The following is a 25,390-nucleotide window of genomic DNA, read 5'->3' as shown; positions in this document are numbered from 1 at the left end:
ACCATGGTTACCGAAGGTTTTGTCAGACGCCCGCGAATAGCACCACCGAGGGCGCCGGGGGGCGAGGTGACGCTCAGTCCACCGCCGGAGATCCAGCGCCCGATTCCCACCCCCATGCTGCTCAAGCTCATGCCGGTGGTGATGGTCGTCGCGGTGGTCGGCATGCTCGCGATGTTCGTGATGATGGGCCGCAACCTGCTGGCCAATCCCATGATGATGATGTTCCCGATGATGATGCTCATGTCGATGGTCGGCATGTTCGCGGGCATGGGACGCGGCGGCGGCCCGAAGGCGGCGGGGGAACTCAACGAGGAGCGCAAGGACTATTTCCGCTACCTCGACCAGATCCGCAAAGACGTTCGGCGGACGGGCAACAAGCAGCTGGAAACGCTGATCTGGAGTCATCCGGCGCCCGCCGATCTGCGCTCGCTGCTCGGCACCCGGCGGATGTGGGAGCGCAGGCCCAACGATCCCGACTTCGGGCACGTTCGCGTGGGGCTGGGCAGTCATCGTCTCGCCACCAAGCTGGCCCGCCCGGAGACGGGTCCGCTCGAGGATCTGGAGCCGGTGTCGACCGTCGCGTTGCGGCGGTTCGTGCGCACCCACTCGGTCGTGCACCTGTTGCCGACCGCGATCTCGCTTCGCGCGTTCCCGGCGATCAATGTCGGCGGCTCGATCGAGGACGCCCGCGCCCTGATGCGGGTGGTTCTGATGGAACTCACCGCCTTTCACGGACCGGACCACCTGTCGGTCGCCATCGTGTGCGCCGAGGCCGACGGACCGGCGTGGTCGTGGGCGAAGTGGTTGCCACATCTGCAACACCCCACCGCGAAAGACGGCATGGGGTCGGCCCGGATGATGTATCAGTCGCTCGCCGAACTCGAGACCGCGATGGGCGACGAGCTGCTCGATCGCGGCCGGTTCATGCGCAATTCCCAGGTGCCGGACGGTCGTTCGCATCTCGTCGTGGTCATCGACGACGGATACGTCAGCGGCTCCGAGCGTCTGATCAGCGAATCGGGTCTGGACGCGGTCACGGTTTTCGACCTCACCGCGCCCGAGAACGGGCTGGCCGCCCGGCGCGGGTTGCAGTTGGTCGCCGTCGCGGACGAGCTGTTCGCCCGCAGCGCCGCGGGGACGGAGAAGTTCGCCACCGCCGACCTGGTGACGGCGGAGGAGGCGGCGACGTTCGCCAGGCACCTCGCCCGGTACCGGCTCGCCACCGCGGCTCAGATCGTCAGCCTCGGCGACAACACCTCGGGTTCGACCGACCCCGGTCTGATGGCCCTGCTGCGCATCCCGGACGCGGCCCAGATCGATCCGGCCCAGGTGTGGCGTCCACGTACGGGCCGCGAGCGGCTGCGGGTGCCGATCGGCATCACCCCCGACGGCACTCCGGTCGAACTCGACATCAAGGAGTCCGCCGAGAACGGCATGGGCCCACACGGGCTGTGCATCGGCGCGACCGGTTCGGGCAAGTCGGAATTCCTTCGGACGCTGGTGCTGTCGATGGTGACGACCCATTCGCCCGATCAGCTGAACCTGGTGCTGGTCGACTTCAAAGGTGGTGCGACCTTCCTCGGTCTCGACCCGCTGCCGCACGTCGCGGCGGTGATCACCAACCTCGAGGACGAACTCGAGCTGGTCGACCGCATGAAGGACGCGCTCGCCGGTGAGATGAACCGTCGCCAGGAACTGCTGCGTTCGGCGGGGAACTTCGCCAATGTGAACGACTACGAGAAGGCGCGCGCCGCGGGCCTGCCGCTCGACCCGTTGCCCGCGCTGTTCGTCGTGGTCGACGAGTTCTCCGAACTCCTCGCCCAGAAACCGGACTTCGCCGACCTGTTCGTGATGATCGGCCGACTCGGCCGGTCGCTGCACGTGCATCTGCTGCTCGCCTCGCAGCGCCTGGAGGAGAACAAGCTGCGCGGCCTCGACTCGCACCTGTCGTACCGGATCGGCCTGCGCACCTTCTCGGCGAACGAATCCCGCGCGGTGCTCGGCATCACCGACGCCTATCACCTGCCCGGTGTGCCCGGCTCGGCCTATCTGAAGAGTGACGCGGCGGACCCGTTGCGGTTCAACGCGACCTATGTGTCCGGGCCCTACATCGCACCGCGCACCGTCACCCGCCGGTCCAATGGCGAGGTCGTGCTCGACCTGCCCGCCCGGGTGTTCACCGGTGCGCCCGTCGAGCTGCCGGACCTTCCCGAACAGGCACCCGAGCCGGAACTCGACGACCCGCTCGGGTTGCCACCGGCACCGGACGAGGGTGTGCCCGACACGCTGCTCCAAGTGGTGGTGAAAAGACTTGTCGGACACGGGCGCCCGGCGCACGAGGTGTGGCTGCCGCCGCTGGAGGACTCACCGTCGGTCGACATGCTGCTGCCGGAACCCGACTGGCGGTCGCCGGTCAACCGCAACGGTCAGCTGGTGCTGCCGATCGGCATCATCGACAAGCCCTACGAACAGCGCCGCGACGTGCTCACCCTCAATCTTGCCGGCGCCCAAGGAAATATCGCCGTGGTCGGTGGCCCACAGTCGGGCAAGTCGACCACGCTACGCACCATCATCATGGCCGCGGCCGCCACGCACACACCGGTGCAGGTGCAGTTCTACTGCCTCGACTTCGGTGGCGGCAGCCTGGCCGGTCTGGTCGGTCTTCCGCACGTGGGGTCGGTGGCGAGCAGGCAAGATGTCGACCAGGTCCGGCGCACCATCGCCGAACTGACCACGCTGGCTCGTCAGCGTGAAGAGCGGTTCAGCGCGCTCAGAATCGAGTCGATGGCGGACTTCCGGCGGCGCAAGTTCTCCGCGCTCGCGGCGAACGGGGGCGTCCTACCCGCCGATCACCCGCTCGCCGACGACCTGTTCGGCGACGTGTTCCTGGTGATCGACGGCTGGAGTGTGATCCGCGAGGAATTCGAGTCACTCGAGGCCCAGATCAACGGGCTCGCCGAGCGCGGGCTCTCCTACGGCATCCACGTCATCATCGCCGCCTCCCGGTGGGCGCAGATCCGGCCGGTGGTCAAGGACCAGATCGGCACCCGGATCGAGCTGCGCCTCGGTGACCCCTCCGATTCCGAAATGGGGCGCCGGGCGGCGGTTCTGGTGCCGGTGGGTCGGCCCGGTCGAGGGCTCACCGCCGATCAACTACACCTGTTGATCGCACTGCCACGACTGGACTCGGACTCCGACCCGCAGACCGTGTCCGACGGCGCGGCCCGCGCCAAAGCGGATCTCGCCGCGATGTACGGCGAGGTGCGGGCTCCGGCTGTGCGCATGCTGTCGCTGCAGATCGATCGCGCCGAGCTGCTCGACCGCACCCGCGCCTCGGGTGTGCCACTCGGGCCGACGAAGGTGGTCGTCGGAATCGGTGAATCCGAACTGCAACCGATGGTCCTCGACTTCGCGGCGGAACCACATTTCATGGCCTTCGCCGATGTGGAATCGGGCAAGACGACCCTGCTGCGCAATATCGTGATGGGAATCGTCGAGAACGCCACGCCGGAGGCCGCCAAGGTGGTTCTCATCGACTATCGGCGAACGATGCTCGGTGTGGTCGACGAAGCGCATCTGGCCGGATACTCGTCCACCGCGCAGACCGCGGCAACGCTGGTCAAGGAAATCGCGCACTACATGAGCACCCGACTGCCCAGTGACGACATCACCCCGCAGCAGCTGCGCGAGCGCAATTGGTGGACGGGGCCCGAACTGTATGTGGTCGTGGACGACTACGACATGGTCGCCGGCGGTGGACTCGGCGGTGACCCGCTGTCCCCGCTGATGGAGTACCTGCCGCAGGCTCGCGACATCGGGCTGCACGTGATCATCGCCCGCCGCGCGGGCGGAGTCTCACGCGCGCTGTTCAATGGCGTGCTCGGCGCGATGAAGAACATGTCGGTGGACGCGTTGGTGATGAGCGGTCCACGCGACGAGGGACGGATCCTCGGCGATGTGCGCCCCACCAAGCTGCCGCCGGGTCGGGGCATTCTCGTCTCGCGCACGCGTGGGGAGGAGATGATGCAGGTCGCGTACTTGCCGCCGCTGTAGCAGAGTCGAGGGTGTCGGCGCCGCGAGGCGGATGATGGGGACATACGCGCCGAGGAAGGCGAAGAACCATGAGCAAGACGGTCAACGGAATCACGTTCTCCACTCCCGAGGAAGCGGGCGTCGAGCAGCTGACGGCCGAGGAATTCGCCTCGGCGCGAGCGATGTTCGCCGAGGCGCGGCGGCAGGCCGAGGACGAACAGGTCGACGGGCCGTTCTATCCGCCGATCGAACCGTACGACCGAGGCATGCTCGATGTCGGTGACGCGCATTCGATCTACTGGGAGGTCAGCGGCAACCCGGAAGGCAGACCCGCCGTTGTCGTCCACGACATCGGTGCCGGTGGCGGGCGAGATTTCCGGCGGATGTTCGATCCGGCGGTGTATCGCATCATCGTGTTCGACCAGCGCGGGTCGGGAGCGAGCACGCCGCACGCGAGCGATCCGACCACCTCGATGGAAGCCATCACGGCACCTCATCTCATCGCCGACCTGGAACGGTTGCGGAACCATCTCCAGGTCGATCGCTGGCTGATCTATGCCGAAGCGTGGGCGTGCGGCTCGGCCCTCACCTATGCACAGCGATATCCGCAGCGGGTGACGGAACTCGTCCTGGTCAGTGTGGCGCTGTTTCGGCGCGAGGAAATCGACTGGCTCTTCGGTGGACTCGCACGGATCATGCCCACGCAGTGGCAGATGTTCACTGACGAGCTCGAGTCGCACGGCGCCACGGAGGATCCGCTCGCGGGATACCTGGCGCTGCTGAACCACGACGAAATGTCGGTACGTGGCCAGGCGGCGGCGAGCTGGTGTGAATGGCTCGGCTCGGTCATCGTTCGCGAGACCCCGGACATTCCCTGGTATTTCCGCGAACACTCCGCCGATGAACTGCTGGCGACGGCGCGAATCGGCGCCAATTTCTTCGCACACGGTGCCTGGCTCGACGACGACCAGATACTGCGCGATATCAACAGAATCGGCGGTATCCCCCTTGTCATGGTCCACGGGGAACGCGACCTCACCACACCGGCGAAGAACGCCTGGGACCTCGGCCGCGCGCTGCCGAACTCGATGCTCTACATCGATACCGAGGCCGGACATGTGCCGGGCTTCGAAATGCTGTCCACGGCCGCGCATGCCATCGACCAGTTCGCCACCGAGCGGCCTGGCAAAGCCTGATAGCGATGCGGGCGTGGGAATTTCATGGCCCGGTGATCACCGCGACGGCGCGTTGTTTGTCCGCGTCGGAGATCTCCGGAAGGCGGTATTCGTTGTGAACTATGTGGTGGGCGAGATCTTCTTCGGGCGGGATTCCGTGCTTGCGGAGGTAATGGGCTACAGCGCCTGACCAGATCCACCTGCCGTCTGTGTGGAAGGTGAGTGGTACATCGTGGGTGCCCGGCGTGAGTTCGTCCTCGTCGAAGCCTCGCGCGGCCAGGACGATGGGGGCTGATTCGAGGTAGTCGAGCAGGGTGGTGCGGAAGGTATCCGAGATCGGCATCAGGCGGTCGAAGATGGGCTGGCCTTCAGCGTCTCGACCGTCGTACACCCTGGCGAGTCGCAGGATGTCCGATGCGGGGACGCCGGTGATTACCGCTTCGGCGCGGCGTAGGCGTTCATTGTCGACGTCGATGGTTGGGAAGTCGTTCTCGAACACGTGACGGACCAGCCAGCGATGCGGCCGGAAATTATGCTTGCCCAGATAGTGCGGCACAGCGCCGGACCAGATGAAGGTTCCGTCGGTGCGGTAGTTACGAGGGACATCGAATTCGCCCGGGATGAACTCGTCTTTGTCGAATCCTGGTTCTGACCAGATGATGGGCGCGGATTCGAGGTAGTCGAGCATGGGTTGCCGCGCTTTGGGCAGCAGCGGCTTGCGGTCGAGTGGTCGGCCACCTTCATCGTATCCGTCGACAACCGGGATGATGCGGGGGAGGCCGCGCAGCGGTTCCAAGATTTTGCTGAGTTCGCTGCCCTTCCGCTGCCATTCGGCTTCCTCTGCGCGGGCCTGGATGTTGTATTCCTCTTCGACCCCCGGCGGCCAGTCGTCCATGCTCGGTGACAAGTGCCGCTCGCGAATGAACGAGAACAAGCGGCTTCCGCTCGCCTGGTTGCGTTCCTTCAGGAAATCTTGCATCTCAGGTTGCACTATTCAGCTCGATTCTGCCCACCATCTGGAGTCTCGTATTCGCTTTCTTAGAGCCCCGCCGTCCCACGGCCGCTCATGCCATCAATCAGTTCGCCACAGAGCGGCCTGGCAAACCCTGATAGCGATGCGGCTGTGGGAAGTTCATGGACCGGTGATCACCGCGAGGGCACGCTGTGTGGTCTCGTCATCGACCTCAGCGACTCGGAATCCGTGGTCGATGACGTGCCGGATCAGCGCGAGTTCCGGGGGGATCCCGTGTTTGCGCAGGTAGTGCGGGACGGCCCCGGCCCAGATCCAGGTGCCGTCGGTATGGAAATTCAAGGGGACATCGTGGTCGCCAGGGGCGAATTCGTCGGCGTCGAAACCTCGGGCAGACAGAATGATCGGGGCTGATTCGAGGTAGGTCAGCAGGGGTGTGAGGATCTCGTTGGGAACGGGTGGCCGGTCGGCGACAGGTCTGCCGTCGGCGTCACGGCCGTCGTAGACGTGTGCCAGACGCGGAACACCGACTTCTGATGTCCGAAGGTTCGCGACGACTTCCCTGGCGTGCGAACGTCTTTCGTCGTCGACGGTGATGGATGGAAACTCGTTGTCGATGATGTGACGCTTGAGTTCGCGGGCCGGTGGGAAGCCGTGCTTGCGAAAGTAGTGGGGGACGGCGTCGGCCCAGATCCAGGCTCCATCGGTGCGGTAGTTCAGCGGTACGTCGAATTCGCCCGGCGCGAATTCGTCCTCACCGAACCCGGGTTCCGACCAGATGATCGGAGCGGATTCCAGGTAGTTCAGGAGCGGCTGCTGCAGCTTCTTCGCCAGCGGACGTCGGTGCGATGGACGGCCACTCTCTTCGCGCCCGTCGAAGACTGGGGCGACACGGGGAGGTTCGGTGAAGGCTCGACGCCGCTCGGCGCGTATGTCGGCCTTCCGGTACCAGGTGGATTCCAGCTCCGTCCGCTGGACGAAGAACTCCGCTTCGAGATCTTCCGGCCACTGCGAGCGGTCCGAGCTCAAACCGTGTCGTTCGACGAAGTCCGCGAGATGCTCCGACATCGCCTGGTCGCGCTGGGTGATGAATCTCAGGTCGTCAGAGTCCATGGTTCAACTCGATCCTGCCCCACCACTCGGAGCCTCGGAGGATTCGTTTTCCAAGCGTTCCGTCGTCGCCTGCCAGATCGGCGATCTCCCTGGGCTTGGGGTAATGCTCGATTGCGCCGGACAGCCGTTGCGAGAGCTCGTCCAGGACCACCTGCTCCGCAGGGGAGCATTTCGGGCGCTCGGTGCGGATTCTCTTGATGATGTTCTGGACCGAACTCTCCAGCTTGCTCGGTGACGGATCGAACAGGAAATCTCGCCGTGCCCATGCGTAGCCACCGCCGCTCAGCCCGGCCTTGATCTCGATTACGTCCAGGTCGGAGCGCCCGTAGTACTCGTTCATAGCGAGGGTGTAGTGGACTGCGAACCCCTGCCCTTGGGCGGATTTGTCGAGCTTGATCAGTTGGTGGAAGAGAACGAGTGCACCGTCGTCATTGAGATAGATGAAGTACTCGATCTTGCCGATGTTTCCGGATTCGGGATCGTGCACCGTGGCCTTCACACTGAACTGCGCCTCCCGATCATGGAACTTGTCGACGTCATCGTATTCGGCGTGGTCGATCCGAACATCGAACGGTCCGTACCGGCCGTTCATGGTGGAAAGGATGCTCATGAGCTGGTCGTCGCTCGATCCCTCGATGAAGTCCCGGAGGGGCGGCATCGAGGAGAGGTCGGGTGCGATGTAAGGCTTCGCAGGTTCTGCGACAGCCGGTGCCGACAGGGTGAACGGCACATCGACCGGCGGTTGCTCCGTCGTGTTCGTCGACTCGGCGAGCGGCGGCGCGGCGCTCGCATCGGGCGCCGGGCGCGCGGGTGATCCGCCCGCCAGGTCGATCGTGGTCGGTAGGTGGGGATCCGTTGCCGAGGGTTCGGTTACGGCGCTCTGTTCCGGCCGGGGTCGGCTGCGGAAACGGTCGCGCCAACCGCGCTCACGAGCAGTGTTCGGGTCGAGTGACGAGCGGTCCGTCGTCGGGGTTCCGGGAGCGAAGCCGTCCGTGGTGGTGAGTGTGGTCGTGCCGTCGGGGTGGTGGGTTATCCACTGCCCATCGGGTGGGATGCGCGGGCGGCGGTTGCCGGTGGCGTCGATCTCGAAGCCGCTGGTGTAGACGCGGCCGTGTTCGTCGGTCCAGGCGCGGGCTGTCGGTGCCAGGACGTCGGTGCCCAGATGTGCCGCGAGGCGGGCGGCGAAGGGGACGGAGGCGGCGTCGCAGCCGATGAGGCGGACGGGTGTCCGTCCGTCCCACCGCGTGTGCTGGCTGAGCAGGTCGCCGTACTCTTCCGGGCTGAAGCGCCGCCCGCCGATGACCGCCGCGCCGGTGTCGTCGAGGTGGACGTCGGCGGTGAAATACCGGTCGTCGCGGCGTACCCGGTCCGCGAGATCGGCCATCGCGGGGTCGTGGGCATGGTGCGCGACACCGGCTTCGGTGTCGAATCCGAACTGCGCGTGGACCTCTGCGGCAAGGGGACTCAGTACACGACTGTCCCGTCGGTCGGCCACCTGCTCTCGCGGTGGTTCCGCATGCGTATCCACGCCGCCGCGTGTGCCGACTCCTCGCGTGTCGGCCGGTGATGACCGGTGCGCCGGTCGATCAGCATCGAGTACTCCGTCACCGGCGTGTTCGGTGACTCCAGGGACTCGACCCGGATCAGGTATTCCAGCTCGGCCGGATCGTGTCGCCGCAGCGTCAACCGCAGCCGGACGCGGTGCGGGTAGATCTGTACCCCGGGCGGTGTGCCCGATCTGATCGATTCCCGGTAGCTGTCGGCCACCGCTCGCTCCGACCAACTCGGAAATTGGAGGATCTGCCGAGTCCGGCTGTCGAGCACCAGCATCGGCAGGCTCAGGTACTCCTCGTCCGCGAGCTCCTGGTCCGTCGGTTCCGCTGAGACGATCCAGCCGAACTCCGTGGGGACGAGTTGCCATTTCCGGTCGTGGCCAAGCGCCGTTGTCAGGTAGGTCTCGGCTTCGGCCCTGGTTCGGATCGGTTCCGGCACGGTAGACGCTCCCATCGGGTCGCAGGACGATGACTCGCAATTGGCCCGCGTCGGAGAGGAATTTCGCCGATGGGCTGTCGTCGGTAGTGCTCGACTGCGGATCCCACCACACCGGACCGTCGGCGTCGAGTGGGAAGACGACCGCGCTGGCGTGACCGCCTTTGAGAACTCGGCTGCCGTCGGGTCGGAACACTCGTTGTCCGGCCTCGTCGACCCGCTGCCAGCGGGTGGCGACGAAGGCGGCGGAGCCTGGCCCGAGTTCGGCGATCAGATCGTGCAATTGGCGGTAGTGCTCGGTGACATCGAGCGCTGGGTCGAACTGCAGCAGATCCGCGCCGAGCCACTGTGCGACGCGGCGGGGGCTCTCCCCGCTGGCGTAGCCCATGGTGCCGTTGGAAAGGAGCTGGCTTTCGCGGGGGAAAGCGACCGTCGGCCGCCCGAAGAACGACGACAAACCCGCCATCACACATTCGACGCAGTTGGTGAAGCGCCCCGGCACGGACATGCCGCCGTCGTTGATCGGCACAGGATCGGTCCGCGGATCGAATCCGGCTCTGCCTCCCGCTGCCCGTTCCACGTCGTCCTGATATGCCTGCGTTTCCAACGGGGCTATTCGCCCCGGCCCGAACTCGCGGGTCGCGGCGATGTCGGTGAGCGGTGGTGTGGCGAAGTCGTTCTGCTCGACATGGGTGGTCGTACCGGACCGGACCGCGGTCGCGGGTTCGGCGGCGTACGGCGTGGCGGCTACTCGTGGAACGTCGTCCTGATCGGCCACCTGCTCGTTGCGCTCGGGTGGTCCGGTCAAGGGTGCTGCGTCGGTCGGGTCGGTCTCGGTCGTGACCAATGCCGCGTCCAGCAAGGTGATCTCCATCACCCCGGTTTCGGCATTCAGATGCCGCGAGATCACTTGGTATCTCGCAGCGGCTTGCAAGATCACCACCGGTTCGCCGTGCTTGCGGGCATAGGCGCTGACGTCTTTCCCGCTGCTCGACATGATCCGGAATGCCACTTGACCCGCGTCCGCAGCGGCTGGGCTCTTCGACGCCACGCGAATGTCCCAGTCGCTGACGAAACTGCCCGGCCGATAATCGTTGATGATGGTTTCCAGGGGAAGCGAGTCGACTCGGTACACGAGACCTCGGTAAACGGGCAGAGTTGTCAGCGCGTTCGTGAAATCGACCAGATCGTTGGGGGTGTGCGTCCCCGCAACGAATCTGCGCAGCCCACGCTTCTCCTGCATCGACATATAAAGTGAGCGGGGACTGATATTCCGTCGATACCAATTCTGGACAGTTTCCGCATGGCGACGGAAGTCGCTGGTATCGGCTATCGCTGTCGGACCTGATTCTGTCGGCACCATCGGCGCGCCGGACGGATCGAAGAAGAACGTGTGGAGCCTGTTGTGTCCGTCGAGCCTGTGCGAACTTTCGTCGGACAGGTCGGTGCTGGTTCGGGTCGTCGGGTCGTAGACGGAGATTCGGCCACCCTGGTTCGTCAGCAGAAAAGACTCGGAACGAACCGCGTCCTGACGGCTTTCGTGGCCGGTGGTGGCGAGGCGTCGACGAGCCACAGAGGTGTTCTGATTCTCGACGCTGACGATCGCGGAGCTGCCCGGGCCGTGGTTGTCGAGGTAACGGGCGATCCAGTTCGAGTTGCTGAACGGGGTCGCGGGGCGCCCGACGGTCGCGGTGATTTCCTCGAGTGTCATTCCGTGCGCGGCCACCCGGTGTATGTCGACCGGTAGCTGTGGAACAGGACTCGGGCTGTCGGTGACCGCGACAACAGATGGTGGTGCGGGGGCCGACGACGTGGTGAGGGCGGCGTCGGCCACATCGAGGGCCCGGTGGAGGTCGCTGGTCTCCATGAGCGCGACTTCCATCACCCCGGTATCGGGATCGAGATGTCGGGAGATCACCCGGAATTCGGTGCCGAGTCCGAACACGATGGAGTTCTGGTGTCGGCTGAAGTAGTGGCCGACGTCTTTTCCGGTCGAGGACAGGATGGTGAACTCGACGTCTCCGGCGACGGCCTGCGGGCGCTTTTTGGAAGCGACCGCATGACCCGAGTCCCGGACGACAGACCCTGGCGTGTAGTCGGTGAGCAGCGTGCCGATCGGCAGGGTCTCGACGCGGTATGCGACGGCCCGGTAATCGGGAAACTTGGCCAGCGTTCGGTGGAACTGTTCGCTGGCCGTCCATCGCAGCCCACCGCCGGTGCGCAGATCTTCATTGATCGCGTCGAGATTCTCATTGTAGTTGCGCAGCGCGGCACGATCGGCGGATGTCAACGAAATCGGCTGTGGGCTCACCCGGCCGCGATAGATACCGGCGGATCTCTGCGAGAGTTTCTGAAACTCATCGTTGTCGTCCACGACGGTACGTCCGGGCTCGGTCGGGGCGACCGGCAAACCGGTCGGATCGACAAAGTATGTGAGGAAACCGGTTGCGTGATCGCGACTGATCTTTCGGTAGTGCGGTGAATCCGAGAACTTCTCGGTCGCCCGTGTAGCCGGATCGTAGAGAGAAATCTCGCCGTGGTCGTTGGTGAGGACATAGGTCGCGCTGTTGACGGCGTTGTCGATCAATTGGTCGTTGTAGGCGCGACTTCTCGCGTCATTTCTCCTCGAGAGCCCACCGTCCTGAACGCAGACCATGGCCATGCTGCCGTGACCGTGGCCGCGCAGGTAGGCCTCGATCCACGCCGGGTCGCGAAAAGTCGTCGGCCTGCGCCCGAAGGCGGCATCGACCTGATCCGGGCTGATGTGGTTGCGGTCCACCGGTTGCGGCTGGATGAAGCTGCTCCCGGTCATGGCCCGGATGTGGTTGATCGCGAGGACAGCGCGGTGGTTCGCGTCCGGCTCGGTGTAGTCGCTGGCGAGCTGACGGCGGCTGGGTTTGGCCGAATCCGCCACCGCCAGTTCGACCAGGTCGATGTGCAGGATTCCGGTTCGGGGATCGAGTACGCGGTTGGTCACGGAAAAGGACGTACCGCGCTCGAAAACGATGTCTTCGTGGCGATCGAACGGAGTGCCGTTCCAGCGTCGGTACAGATGAGCGGGATCGCCGAATGCTCTGGCAGATCTGGCGGTGATCGTAAAATGCACATTGATATCCGAGCGATTCGGTTCGAAATTCTTCGTCGTGGCGAGCACGTATCCGGGTTCTTGAACGAAGCCGCCTGTCTGGTAGCGGTTGACTTCGGTCCACGCCATCCTGGCCAACCGATGGACCGGTCCGGTGCGCTTGGGCAGGCGCTCGATCGATGCGTCGATTTTGTTGATCTTGTCTCGGATCGCCGGGGTGAAGGTGTTGTCCCGCAGCGCGGTTTCGAGCTCGCCGCGGCGCTCGAGCAGTGCGATCAGGCTGTCTTTGACCGACTCACGACGAACGGTGTGTCGCCCGATCGGAAAGGGTTTTCGCGCTTCGTCCGGGCGTGGGGAAGTCGCGAGATGCTGGTCTGTCAGCTTGCTTTCGCCCACCACGGTGTCGGGCTCGATGGGGTGACCGTCGATATCGTGGAAGAGAACCTGCGTCGGCCGGATGGTGCGGTCGCCCGGGCGATACTCCTGTGAGGTGTTCAGGGCCGGGTCATAGACCGTGATGAGTCCCCCGCCACGGTTGGTCAGGACAGCGCAGCGATTGTTCAGGTCGTGCTCTGGGTCGTCTGGGTTGGATCGCTCGACGATGAATGCGGTGCTGCCCGGGCCGTGCGATTCGAGGTGACCAGCGATCCAGCCGGGGTCGGAGAAGGTCGTCCAGTATCGGTGCCCGGTGAGCGACAACAGGTCACTCATCGAATACCGGCCCCGGCCGCCCGGTTCGATGAACCTACTAGCGGTGCTGTCCCGGAGGTAACTCAGTGCCAGCGCGACCCGGCGGCCACCGGCCGCAGGGCCGTCGTGGGGAGTCGGCGGGTGTCCGGGTACCTGATGTTTCCCAGGTTCGGTCCCTTCGTCCACCGCTCGGGTGTTCCCCGGATCGGCGGGCGCCGTGCCGCTCGAGTCGAAGAACACCGCGCCGTACCGGGGTTGAGCCATCGGTAGGAGCGGTGCTTCGGGACTGATCGTGTGCGTCGCGGGGTCGTAGAAGCTGATCTGCCCGTCCCGGTGGACCGCGACACCGGCATGCGCATTCAGCGCATCCCGATAGTGGGCCTGCAAGGCCTGCTGAACAGCGGGATCACGCCACAAGCCCAAGGGGGTGAGCGAGTCGTCCAACTGGTAGAAGACCGCGCAACTGCGATCCCCGACCTGCTTCAGTCCGGCGATCAGATCGGCGAGTGTGCCCACTATGCGGCCAGGACCTCCCCGGGGGCCCTGGGAAGCGCCTGCCGCGGCGGTGAATTCGTCGAAAGTCATTCCCTGCGAGCCGACCGAATCGGGAATCTGGATGGCAGTGTTCCCGGTGACGGCTCGTGCGTACGCCAGCGCCAGCGCGGCTCGCCGGCCACCGACGGTTGGATCGAACAGCTCGGCAGGATCGCGGGAAGTTGCCGGGGCCTGGCCGTTCGCCGTGTCGTGATCGGTGCCGGTTAATAGCTCAACTCGCCCTGGCTCGGCCACTCGCCGGTTGTCGCTGTCGCGCGAATCCAGACGGCCGCGCGGCTGCTCATCGGATCGGTCGGCTGGTGGGTGTTGGTCATTGTGTCGAGCGTCAGGAGGATCTGTTCGAGTGGGGTCTGGCTGGTCAGCGATTCGACGGTGATGAGATAGTGGGCGCTGGTCGGCGTATTCTCGGTCCGCCTCCGACGCAATCGGGTCAGCGGAGGATGGATCTGCCTGCCGGGCAGCGGTGTCGCTTCCCGCCGCGCGCGGGTGTGGTTGGCTGCCACTGTTCTGGCCGCCCAACTCGGGGCGTTGAGCGTGAGTGTCCGAATGTCGAAAAACTTCGGGGGCGCGGTCGCTGCCCAGCCCTTGTCGAACGCCATCAGCGTGAAGTCCTGGCGCAGGAGGAGTGTGGTCGCGAGGTACTACCTGGCTTGTGCTTCGGAAAGGATCGGAAGTGACATCCGAGATATGGCCCTCATCCGTAGGTCGTGCGGAGTCCGCTAATAGTCGGTTGTCAGCTCGCGAGGCCAAGTGCCCTGAGTCTCGAACCGATTCCGAACGTGGGCCGCCGCTCGGTCGTAGGGGCTGCTCGACGGGGCGTAGACGAAGCTCCTCGTGTAGATGATCAGGTCGGAGTCCGGTTCGGTCTTGCCGGGTCGGGTCAGTGACTCCAAGCGCACCCGGTACCAGACCCGGTCTCCCTCGTCGCGGGTGAGCCTCAGGTGCATGCGGGTCCGAAAGGGGAAGATCTGGGGACCAGGTTGTTCTCCGTTCCGTATCGCCGTCTGATACCGCTCGATCGCCATACTCGGCGACCAGCTCGGAAACAGGTAGATCACTCCGGTCTCGGCTGTCAGGATCATGATCGGCAGACCAGTAGGGCTCTCGCGGTCCTGCGGGATTCGTTGAATCACCCACCCTTCGGCGAATTCCTGGACTATCGCCGTTTCCGGGAATTCCCATTGGAGGTTCTTCGCGAGGTATTCCCTGGCTTGCGCTTTGTTCGTGATCGGCAGCGGCACGGAAAGGGCTCCCATCGGCTCGTAGCGGGATTGCGGTCAGTGCGGTCAGTTCTCGGATATGTCGAGGCGGTGCATCCCATGTTTCCTGGGACTGCGCGTCCCACCACACTGGGCAGGCCGCGCCGTCGGGGTAGACGATGGTCAGCATATGCCGCCCGCCCCCTGGCCAGCTGAGTCCGACGAATGCTGATGAGCCTGGACCGAGTTCGGCAACCAGAGCGTGTAGCCGGTCGGCAGACGAACGCGCGTCGTGCCCGACGGGAGCGAAGTCGACCGACGCTGCTCCGAGCCACCGTCGCACCGCGTCGAGGTCGCCGATGCCCCGATACTCCGGGAGCCGCCCGGGCAGGTTGATCTCCTGCGCGGCGCGAGCGACGGTGGGAGCCCCGTAGAAGGTCATGATCGCGGCGACCGTGGCTTCCCAGCAGTTCGCGGTGCGGCTCGGCGTCACCAGCCCGCCGGGGTTGATCAGCCGGGCGGCGGGGTGGGTGCGGGGATCGAAGCCACGGACATATCGGTCGCCGTCCAAGGCAGAGGCGCGCAGTTCCTCCTGGTAGTGCTGGTGTTCGAGAGATACTGGTGGATGGAAGGCACGTGCGCGTGCTTCGGCGATGGACGGTAGTGGCGAGCGGGTACCAGCTGCGACGATTTGGTGAGCGATTTCGTCCCGAAATTCGTAGAGTTCCATTCCGTCGAGTCGCATCCCCTTGTCGGGGGTGTTGTTGTGCGGCTGCAGACCGAAGTGGTCGCGGAGGTACACGGCGACTTCTCGAGGGGTGGCATCCGATGGGATGCCATGGGGGATGAGCCCTCGGACGCGAGTGATCGGTACCCGGAGGTGGGCGGCGTCCGGCCGGTCGACGAACTCCGCATCGATCTGGAGTTCGGAACCATCGGGCAGAAGTAGCGGCGCGGTCGGGCCGCCGAGGTGATCCTGATCGGCAAGTGCCGCGATACCGCATATTTCGGCGATCGCTTGGTGGGTCAGGTTGCGAATGTCTGCGAGTTCGGCTGTCGAGACGCCCGTTTCGGGTCGCAGGTGTATTCGTATCGAGATCCTGGTAATCGTCCCGTCCGGTTGTCGGGTGATATCGAAGCCGGGCGTCGGGGTCGGTGTGTTCGAGCTCAGGTAATCAGCTGCGGGGGTGTGGATTCGGCTGGTTCGGTGGTCGGCGAGTTCACCCGTGGCCGGTGTGACCGAGGATCGCTGGGCCTCCGATGAGGGTTCGAAGGTGCGCCAGTGACCGTCGTTGTGGACGATCGCAGCGGAACCCGGTTGGTTGCGGACCCCGACGATGTCGGTGGGTGCGTGGACCTCGACGTCCAGGGCGTCGGCGAGCTGCTGTGCCCAGCTGGAATCACTACCGCTGTGACAGGAGACCAGTCGGATCGGGGTACCTGGCTGGTAGTTCGGATTCGCCCGGACGGCCCCGATGATCAGCTGTGGATCGACTGGATTGCCCATGGCATCGACAGGTAGCCCGGATTCGTTGCCGTGAACCACGACGTCGTGGTGACCGAGGTTGCGAAGATTTGTGGCGACTCGGCGGATGAGCGTATCGGTGCCGATGGTGGTGTGGGTCGAGCCGTGTTCGGTAGCCACTCTTGGGGCGAGGTCGTCGCGGTGCAGGGCGAGGTCGGCCAGGTGCACGTTGCCACCCTCGCTGACGAATACACGCTGGATCGCGACGTGGCCCTCGGTGTTGTGGAGTCGACGGTGCGCGTTGGGTGTGAGTGTCCGTGTATAGGGGTCCGGGTCCGTTGTCGCCACCAGGATGTGCGCGTCGGCGCCGATGCCCGGCCGCACCGTTGTCGCGCCCGCTGCTGCCAGCGCATCGGCGACCGCTCGCGCGTGGAGTTGCTCGCGGGCGGCGCTGACCGCGGCGTCGGCCAGCTGATAGTCGTGGAGTCGTCGACCCGCGGTCGCATGATGAGGGGCGAGCGCATCGGCGCGGGTGATGGATTCCCACACCTGGTGCGGTCCACGATCCCGTACATCGAGACCGAGCTCGGCTGCCAACGCCCGCAACCGGTCGGTTGCCGACGCGCGACGATCGATGGCGGTTCGCAGCTCGGCGGCAAGCATGTCGGACGCGGGCATCGTCGCGGTGGCGCGGTCAGGCGGCGACGCGAGCGGTGTGGTCGCTCGGTGGGCGATCAAGTCGGCTGGCGCGAGGTGGACGAGCTCGCCGTCGGGACTTCTCGTCGGCGGATCGACGGTGACGGTTTCTTGTTCGGGTCGTCGCCCGGTGTCTGTTCGTGCGGCCCGATCGATCGCGGTCGCGAACCTGTGCTCTACACGGGCGACGGCGGAGTGGTTCGTCTCGGCGATTCGTCCGGCTCCCGCTCGATAACGGGACCCGAGCGCAGCGACGTTCGTCGACCGATCATGCTGTGCGACACCGAGGTCGAACAAGAATGCGGCGCCCTGGTCGTCGATCACCACTCGGTGGTATTCGATGCTGATCCCGCTGTCGCGGAACTTGTCCATCGTGACGTTGTCGGTGAGCGCGGTGGGGTCGGTGCCCGAGATCGCCAGGGCGCGGAGCGGATGCCCGGACACAACGCCGAGCCCTTCGGTCCGCTCGACAGCACCTCGCGTCGCGAGTACGTCGGTGATCGCCACCCGCAGCGCTGCCGCGCGCAGTTCGCGTTCCGTCGCGATCGCGTCGAGGTACCGGGTGAGCTGCTGCTGCGCTACTGCGCGGGTGGCGGCCAGGAATTCCGATTCCTGCTCGACGCGATAGCGGTCGGGTAGATGACGGACCAGATCGTCGGCAGTGTTCGGACGAGCCGCGTAGACGGCTTCCACGGCGGCCGTCCGCGCCCGAATCGCGGCGTCGACGGCGTCGAACAGTGTGCGCGGTCCGCGTCGGCCAGGATCCAGGCCGAGGCTCGTGGCGACCGTTCGGAGCTCTCTGGCCGCGTCGTAGTGCTTGGTCGCGGCTAGTGTGGACTCTCGCGCGAGGCGTCGAAGCTCTTGCTGGACTTGTGGATTGGACGGCTCGTGCCGGACCGGAGGCTGGCCTAGGCTTGCAGGCTTCCCGACTTCACCCAGACCCCGTCCGTTCGATGCCGGGTCATCGCCTTGCCCGCGGTGATCACCGCCAAGCGGTCGGTTATCCCGTCCGCCACTGTCACCGAGTAGTCCGCCTTGTTGATCGTGAGTTCGCGATCCATCTTGTCGGGCTGCCCGAACCGGTAGGTCACCTCCTGCGCGGTCTCCGATTTCAGCCGAAACAGCAAGTTGATCGCCATGAACTCGTATCCATTCTTCGAAGTTTTCGCCGGTCCGAACCGGGGGCCTCGTCTGCCAGAGCTTTTCCCAGTTCGCGATCTGATCGGCCGCGTGGTGAGCCTCGCGGTAGGACGCACCCGGGAATTTCGTGTAGTACGCCATCTCGGCGAGTTCGTGGTCGAGCAGGATCAGGTCTTCCGGCAGCGGTGTGCCGTTCGATAGTCGCATCCACGCTTCGGCGATATCGGCGCTGGCCTCGTATCGGCGGTTCGCCAAACCGATCACGACGCCGTCTTCGTCGTAGACATTGAGCGGGTGCTCGTCTCGGAACAGGTGGTTCTTCACCCGTCGCAGGTCGGCCCGGCTGTAACCGGCCGAGTCCGCGGTGTCGAGAACCTGCCTCGCGAAGTACTCGGCCATCGCAGTGACGTCGTTGTCGGTGGTCCGGAAGTGGTCGTAGGCGGCCTCGGCCCACGCGTCCTGGGCGTTCGAATCGAAGAGATCGCGCGGTCGGACCGCACCGCCGGTCTGGCTGGGTGGCGCCTCCGATGTGCCTGTGCGCGGTGGGTTCTCGAGCCCTGAGATAGCTGCCGGGGGAGTCGTCTGCGCGTCGGCGCTGTCTAGACCTCGAGTGTGCCCGTCGTCGGCCAGTCCCCTGTACGGGTTCGTTGCTCCAGGATCCAGTGCGCGGCCTGAGTGTCGAGATAGGAGGTGGGATTGTAGTCCAACTCCAGCTTGTCGATCGTCAGGAGATACCCCGCGGCGGGCGTTTTCCCCTCGGGAAGGGGTTGCGGACGGATCAGGTAGCGAACGTGCATGATCTCGTTGGACGTCAGTTCCATGTGGATCCGGGTGCGAGGTGGATAGAGCTGGGCGCCCGGCAGCGGCGACCCGGTGGTCATCGCCTCGACGTACTTGTCGATCACCGAGCGAATCGGGAAGCTCGGGCAGCTGATTATCACGCCGGTGCTGGAGTTCAGAACGAACCGCGGCGTTCCGGTCGGCGTATCGAGTGGGTCCTCGGGTTCCGGCACGATCACTGTCGCTATCCAGCCGTACTCGAACGGGATGATCCGCAGACCGCAGGTCAGCCCCAGTGCTCGGGTGATGTATTGCTGGGCTTCTTCCGGAGTCTGGATCGGTGTAGTCAAGGGCAGGCGTCCCGTCGGGTCGTATCGGAATGGCGAGAAGGCGGCTCGCGGGCGTGATGTAGTCGGCCGGGGGGCTGTCCCAGACCTCCTGCGCCTGCGGGCACCACCACACTGGATGGGCCGCGTCGAGCGGAAAGACGATGAGGAGCGCGTGATTGCTGACGACCGGTGTGCCATCAGCGTCGTAGAGCAGGTCACCGTTCGCATCCGATTCCTGGTAATCGATGTGTACGGTGGCGACGGCCCCCGGTCCCAGACCGGCGATATAGCTGTGCACATTGTCGAACCGCGACCGGACATCGGCTTCGGTGTTCCAGGATACGAGACCGGCGTGCAGCCAGTCGGCCACGTCCCTCGCGCTCCCCACCCCCTCGGTCCCGCGTACCGGCCGGGCGACCTGGGGGTCACCGAGGAAGGTCAACAATCCTGCCACGGCGACAACCCAGCAGTTGTAGCCGCGGCCGGGCGCGCGATAGCCGCCGGGGTTGATGAGGTTCGCGACCGGGCTCGTCCGTGGGTCGAACCCTCGGACGAATTCCCCCGAGGGAAGTCGGGCAGCGTGTTCCAGCGCGACCTGGAGGTCATGGTTTTCGAGTGGCACCAGCTCAGACCTGCCACCCGCCACCGCGTACGCGGTTTCGATATCGGGAACTGTCAGCCGGAGTCCGCCCAGCCGGGCTTCTCTGGTGACGAGCAGCAGGTCGTTCTCATCGACAATCGAGTCCGTGTCCGTGGCATTTGTCGGTGCGAGGCCGAGATGTGCACGCAGGTCGAGTGCGAGGCGATGCCCAGCGGCGTCGATGTCGAGCGTCGTATCGAGACACCCGGAGCGCAGATGCGCGACCTCGAGGTCCTCGACAAAGTCGAGGCTGAACCGAATCGGCTCACCGGTTCGGGGCGAGTACCAGGTGCCGTTCCCGAAGATCTCGCGGTACGCGGTGTCGACGATCGCCTGGATTCGTCGCGCATCGGGACTCGTCGCCGGATCGTGGTCGATGTGCAGGCGGGTACGGAGCTCGAGCGCTGCTCCGTGCGCGGTCACCGAGCGAATGATGTCGAAGGCGGGAGCCGCGATGGTGGTAGCTGTCGTCGGCGTCTCAGCGATGCCCGAAGTGGGGTGCTGCGAATGCGGAGTACCGGCCTTCGCGTGCGCGCTGCGGTTATCGAGGCCGTCATCGTGCGCGTTGGTTCGCAAATCGGCATCGGCGACGTGGACGCGACCGTGTTCGTCGACGAATACCCGGTGGAAGAGGACCTGTTCACCACGTGCGAGTCGGTGCCAGTGGTCCTTTTCCGACAGAGCGCTCAGATGCGGATCGGCCCCCGCGAAGGCGACCAGCACGCGACCGGATTCCCCCGGCAGCATACCGACGCCCTGGTGGGCCTGACTGATGCCTGCCGCGGCAAGGACATCGGCGATCGCAAGCTCGGTGGCCGCGTCCGACAACTGTCGCGCGTCCGTGCGTGCGGCGCGATACCTCGAGAAATGCTCTGCCGCTGCGTTTCTCAGTGCGTTGAGCGCACGGATTTCCTGGTACCGGGCGATTCGGTCGGTCTGCGACATACCGTCGCGTCCGACGGCCTCCCGCGCTGAGGCGATCGCGGCTTCGATGTGCTGATCGATGTGGGCGTGAGTGATTCGTGGCCCGACCGGGCGTGCCCCGCCGTCGAGCGTGCGGCGGATCGCGGTCAGCGCGTCGGCGGCCGACATCGCCCGCCGCATCGCCGCCTCGGCGCGAGCGGTCAGGTCGGCGATATTCGCGGCGACCTGGGGCGTGGTCGCGTGCGGACGAGGAGTGCCGTAGGTCCAGGTCGCGTTCGGCGCACGAGAGACCTCGTTGGCTTGCTGCTGCTGTTCGACCGTTGACGTGAATTCAGCGATGGCGTCAGCGAGTTCGAGGGCGAAGCGCGAACCGGATTGCGCTGCGCCTACTTCCGCTATCTCGGACACCGCCGTCGCACGCGCCGTCGCGATGTGTGCGAGTACCTGCCGGTGCGTTTCGTCGATTCGATCCGCGAACGCGGGTTCGTTGACGAAGGGTGTGTTCGGAGGTATCGCGGTGCGCATGACCTCGTCGATTCGGCGTGCGGCGTTGAGTTCGATGGCGTCGAGACGGTCGTTGGCGGTGCGATATTGCCCGTCGCCAGATGGTGCCCGCCAATCGACCAGATGAGGTTGTCCCGCGTCGTCGAGCACCACGCGCTGGAAACTGATCTCGGTGCCCGCCGCTGTCAATTCCCGCCAGTTCTTGTCATCGAAGAGTGGCTCGGTATCCGAGTTGGTGGTCAGGACGAGAGCGCGAGGTACGTCACCATCGAGGATGCCGATCCGGTCAGCCACCGTTCGCGCGCCCGCCGCCCGGAGTGCCTCGGCGGCGGCGGCGTCGCGCAGCTCACTGCGAAGCTCGCGTTCCTCGGCGTGCGCGTCCAGGTAGCGGGTGAGTTGTCGCTCGACGTCGGCACGGAATTCTGTCAGTCGCTCGTGCCGTTGATCGCGTGCCAGGCGTTCCCAGACGATGCGCACGCTGTGATCCGGGTCGGTCGGTATCGTGGTCAGCTCCGGCGCTGGGCGCGTCAGCTCGGCATCGATGTGGACGATGACCGCGTGACCGAGAGCTCGCGGGCCTGGAATCGTTGGCGCAGAACCGGTTACCGCTGCCGCGATCTCGGCGATTCGGCGGGCGGCCCGACGTTGTGTGGCTTCGGCCGCTTCGGCCCTCGCCAGGAGATCGGACAGCGGCGTGGCCGGACTCGGCCCGTTGTCATAGATCGCGGTCGGCTCCGGCGTGGCAGCCGGAGTTCGCGAACTTTCCGGTTTTCGGTCGCGCGTGGGGGGTAGCGGTGCGGGTTCTGGTTCCAGCGGCTGGGGCGCATACTTGATGTCGATGCGCCACGCCGCGGCAGGCGGGCGGTGGCTGTTCCAGTCGAGGCCGAGGCCGATCGCGTATCGATCGGCCTCGCGCCAGAGCGTGTCCGCGTTCTCGGCGAGATAGCGGCTACCTGCCAAGCTGTTCTGTAGCAGCAGGATGTCCGCGTCCATCGGCTCGCCGTAGGTGAGCCGGATCCACGCTTCCGCGATGTCGGCGACAGCATCCATTCGTTGGCGTACCGGATCTCCGGTGCGCCGGTCGATAACCAGATGCCGGTCGCGCATCAGGTGGTTCTTGATCTGGCCGATTTCGCTGTGTGTGAAGGTCGACCCGGCGAGGCGATCGGCAACCGTGCCGACGACGTCCATCTCGCGATAGACGATCGCGTCGATGATATTCGGCGCTTGCGCTCGGAAATCTTCGTGAAGTTGGCCGGCCACCCAGTCGGTGAGTTTCGCGAGAACTCTGTCATTCGCGGGACCGAATTCATCGTTGAGCCGCGAAACAGTGCTCCGGATCTTGTCGATGAGCTTGTCCGCGTGCCGGATCCGATAGTCTTCGTCGCGTGCCGCGAGGTTGGCGACGATGCGATCGATATCGTGATCGTTGTCCCGAAATCGACGGTACTCCGTGTCGGCCCAATCCTGCACCTGGGCCCACGCCTGTTGCTCGGCTTGTTGCCGCTCTTGCAGCGGGACAGACGGCGCATCGATGACCACGGCATGCTCGGCCTCGTCCCACTGATGGATACGCGGCTGAACATCGACGAGTGGCCGGTAGTCAGGATTTGTCCGGCGCGCGAACCAACCGAGTTTCGGGTGCCATTTGTAGGTGACCATCAGTCGGGCTGGGTTCAGGGGATCGCGGCGGAGCCGAACTCCCGCGAACACACCGACAGTTTCCAAGACCAGGCGGGCCGCGTTGTAGAGCAGGCCGTCGATGGGTGACGAGTAGACCTCGAATGGAACTGCGAAGTGATCCGGCGCGGTCGGAATGGCAGGCGTCAGCTCTTTGAACACATGTCCCGGGGGAAGTGTTTCGAGATTGCCGAGAACCGAGGTCTGGACAGGATCCATTGCCCAGCCGGTGATTCCCTTCGGGGGTTCCTTGGTTGGATCACGTTCCTTGCCGTCGCCGAACCACTCCGGTTCGTGACCGCGACCCCCTCGCCACGGCTGGGATTCGTCGACGAATCGACGGTTGCCGGTGGCATCGAGCCAACCGGCGATCGTTGCGGGCATGTGCTGGGCAAGCCCGGTTCGCCGTGGTTCGGCGAGGAGCCGCCGAGGGGACCCGGCGTTGTCAAGTCGCCATCCGCCGTTGTCATCGGCGATCACGCGCGTGAACTCGATACGCGCCGCGGGCGTCCGGATCGCGCGCACCGCGGTCGGTGACACGAGTAGGGCCGATTCGAGGGCGCTGTCGAGCTCGTGCGGTGGGGTGTCGGACGCCTCGCGCGCGGCGAAAACGATCAAGCGTGGGGTGGCACCGGGAATGAAGCCGACTCGGTCGGTGAGCATGCGGCCGCCCCGTTCGAGCACCTCCGCGCGGCCCGCGCCGCGCATCAGCGCCATCTGGTCGAGGGCGCGACCGATCCTGTTGTCGGCCAGTTCGACTTGGCGCGTGGCTTCCTCGAGCAGGGCGGTCAGGCGACTACGCGCCAGTGGTCCGAGGGTGTCCTCCGACAGCCGGGCCGTGAGGTCGTCGCGCATGACCCGGTAGGGTTCGGCGGCAACGGCGGTCTCAACCCGTGTCACGGCGAGTGCGTCAAGTTCAGCGAGCACCGTGGGGGAGATCGTGGTGTCACTCACCTCGCCGGTCAGCTCGATGATTCGCCGACTGTAGGCCGACCAATCCCAGTCCAGTTTCACCACACGCCACGCGGCCGCTTGGAGTTTGGCGATCTCCTTGCGCCGATCGATCAAGGTCTCCTCGGAGACCTCCTCGGCGACGGTGTAGCCGTCGAGGTCTCCTCGCGCCGCGACATGCTCGACACCGACGATCCGATCGGTCAACTGGCGAATGGTTGTCTCGATATTGTGGGCACTGAGTGCTTGTGCTGGGTCCTCGAGCCCGAAGCGTTCGGCGCGCTCGTCACGTTTGATCCGCTGCAAATGACGTTCATGGTTGAGAGCGTCGCGTTGGGCGACCAGATCTTGGATCGCGTGGGTGTGGTCGGTATCCGAGTGGGCACTCGTCAGCCGCCCGGCCTCGATCCATGCCATCACCTCGGCAGCCCTCTCGGTGCTGAGAACTCGGATATGAGCCACCGAGTCGGTCAGCAGGACACGAAGAACTTCGATGCGGGTGTCGGGCCGTGCCAGCGCGGAGGTCAACTCGGGGCTGCTCGTCATGGCTGTGGTGAGCAATTGCTGGATGCGTGAGCGGTCCGGAATGTCGCCGTTGGCGAGCAGCAGGATGCGGTTCGGCTCGGAACCCAGCATCGCGACGCGCTCGGTCACGAGATCCGCGCCGAGCGCGGCGAGAAAGTCGGCACCCGCGAGCACCGACGCCGCCGCGATCTTGGCGGCGGCCTGTTGGATTCGGGGGTCGTCCTCGGCAAATGCCGCCTCGGCTCGTATCGCTTCCATCAATTGGTCGCGTTCCCGCGCGGTCGATTCGACACGGCGCAGGGTCTGCTCGGAGAGGTCGAATCGGATCGAGCGCAGGTTGGGTTCGGTCACCTCGGCCGCGCGCGCGGTGTCGGGCAGCAGACCACTCTCGCGTCGCGTGGGTTGTGGCGCGGTCTCTACCGGCTCTGCGTGCGGATCCGCGTTGCGATGGCCCCCGGCTACAGTGCCGCCGAGTGCTTCCTGCTCGGCCTCGTGCGGCGAACGATCATCAGGCTTCGCCTGTTGTGTCAGACCGGCGGCATCGTCATCGGGTTCGACCGTTGCCACTGGTGGCGCTGTGTCCTCGGAGGTCGTAGCCGTGGCCGAGGTGCCCGCATCAGGCGGGACGTGATTCTCGGCGCCGTCGGGGGCGGCGGCCGCGGCGGCAATTTCGGTTTGCTCGAGCGGCGCGGGATCGGCCGAGTTCGACGGTGGTTTCGCTCCCGTTGCTCGGGCTTGCACCGTGACGTCGATCGGGGTGTTCGTGCCCGTTCCCGCGCGTGGTTCTGCCACCTGTTCGCTGGCCGACTCCGAGACGCCGGCAACCGTCGGTGTCCGGTCCGGAACGTCGTCGGGGCCGGTATGGGCGTGTGCGCGCCGAAGTCGCCCACGGTTGGGGGCGGAGCCGTTCGATGTGGCCGGGCTCGGCGTCCCAGGGCCGGTTGTGCG

General features: G+C 65.5%; 6 protein-coding genes. 3 read left to right on the top strand and 3 right to left on the bottom strand.

Going from position 1 to position 25,390, the window contains the following annotated elements:
• The first annotated feature begins 3 nt into the window (after nt 1-3).
• Together eccCa and NC7_RS11985 are read left to right on the top strand one after the other, a co-directional pair.
• A complete protein-coding gene (gene eccCa / locus NC7_RS11990) occupies nt 4-4,053 on the top strand; it encodes a type VII secretion protein EccCa (protein ID WP_067982091.1) in 4,050 nt (1,349 codons plus the stop codon).
• Between the two features lie 68 nt (nt 4,054-4,121).
• Nucleotides 4,122-5,228, top strand: coding sequence for an alpha/beta fold hydrolase (locus tag NC7_RS11985; protein WP_067982088.1), 1,107 nt, complete (start codon nt 4,122-4,124; stop codon nt 5,226-5,228).
• A 22-nt stretch (nt 5,229-5,250) separates the two neighbouring features.
• Here the strand turns inward: NC7_RS11985 and NC7_RS11980 are convergent, their stop codons facing one another.
• The 3 genes from NC7_RS11980 to NC7_RS29825 form a co-directional block, all read right to left on the bottom strand.
• Nucleotides 5,251-6,186 (bottom strand): hypothetical protein, encoded by a 936-nt coding sequence (locus NC7_RS11980; protein WP_067982084.1) that lies wholly within the window; start codon nt 6,184-6,186, stop codon nt 5,251-5,253.
• Between the two features lie 153 nt (nt 6,187-6,339).
• Nucleotides 6,340-7,290, bottom strand: a complete 951-nt coding sequence (locus tag NC7_RS11975; RefSeq protein WP_067982081.1) for a hypothetical protein — start codon at nt 7,288-7,290, stop codon at nt 6,340-6,342.
• Nucleotides 7,280-23,584 (bottom strand): toxin glutamine deamidase domain-containing protein, encoded by a 16,305-nt coding sequence (locus tag NC7_RS29825; RefSeq protein WP_157101952.1) that lies wholly within the window; start codon nt 23,582-23,584, stop codon nt 7,280-7,282. Before NC7_RS29825 ends, NC7_RS11975 begins: the two co-directional genes overlap by 11 nt.
• On the opposite strand from NC7_RS29825, the gene NC7_RS29060 reads away from it, so the two are divergent.
• A complete protein-coding gene (locus NC7_RS29060) occupies nt 23,540-24,493 on the top strand; it encodes a hypothetical protein (protein ID WP_157101951.1) in 954 nt (317 codons plus the stop codon). The two genes, NC7_RS29825 and NC7_RS29060, sit on opposite strands and share 45 nt — an antisense overlap.
• The last annotated feature ends 897 nt before the right edge of the window (nt 24,494-25,390 follow it).

The sequence above is a fragment of the Nocardia caishijiensis NBRC 108228 genome (genome assembly GCF_001612825.1).
Lineage (GTDB): Bacteria > Actinomycetota > Actinomycetes > Mycobacteriales > Mycobacteriaceae > Nocardia > Nocardia caishijiensis.
Note: the sequence above shows the minus strand (reverse complement) of the source record. Positions and strands in the feature narration are given on the sequence as shown.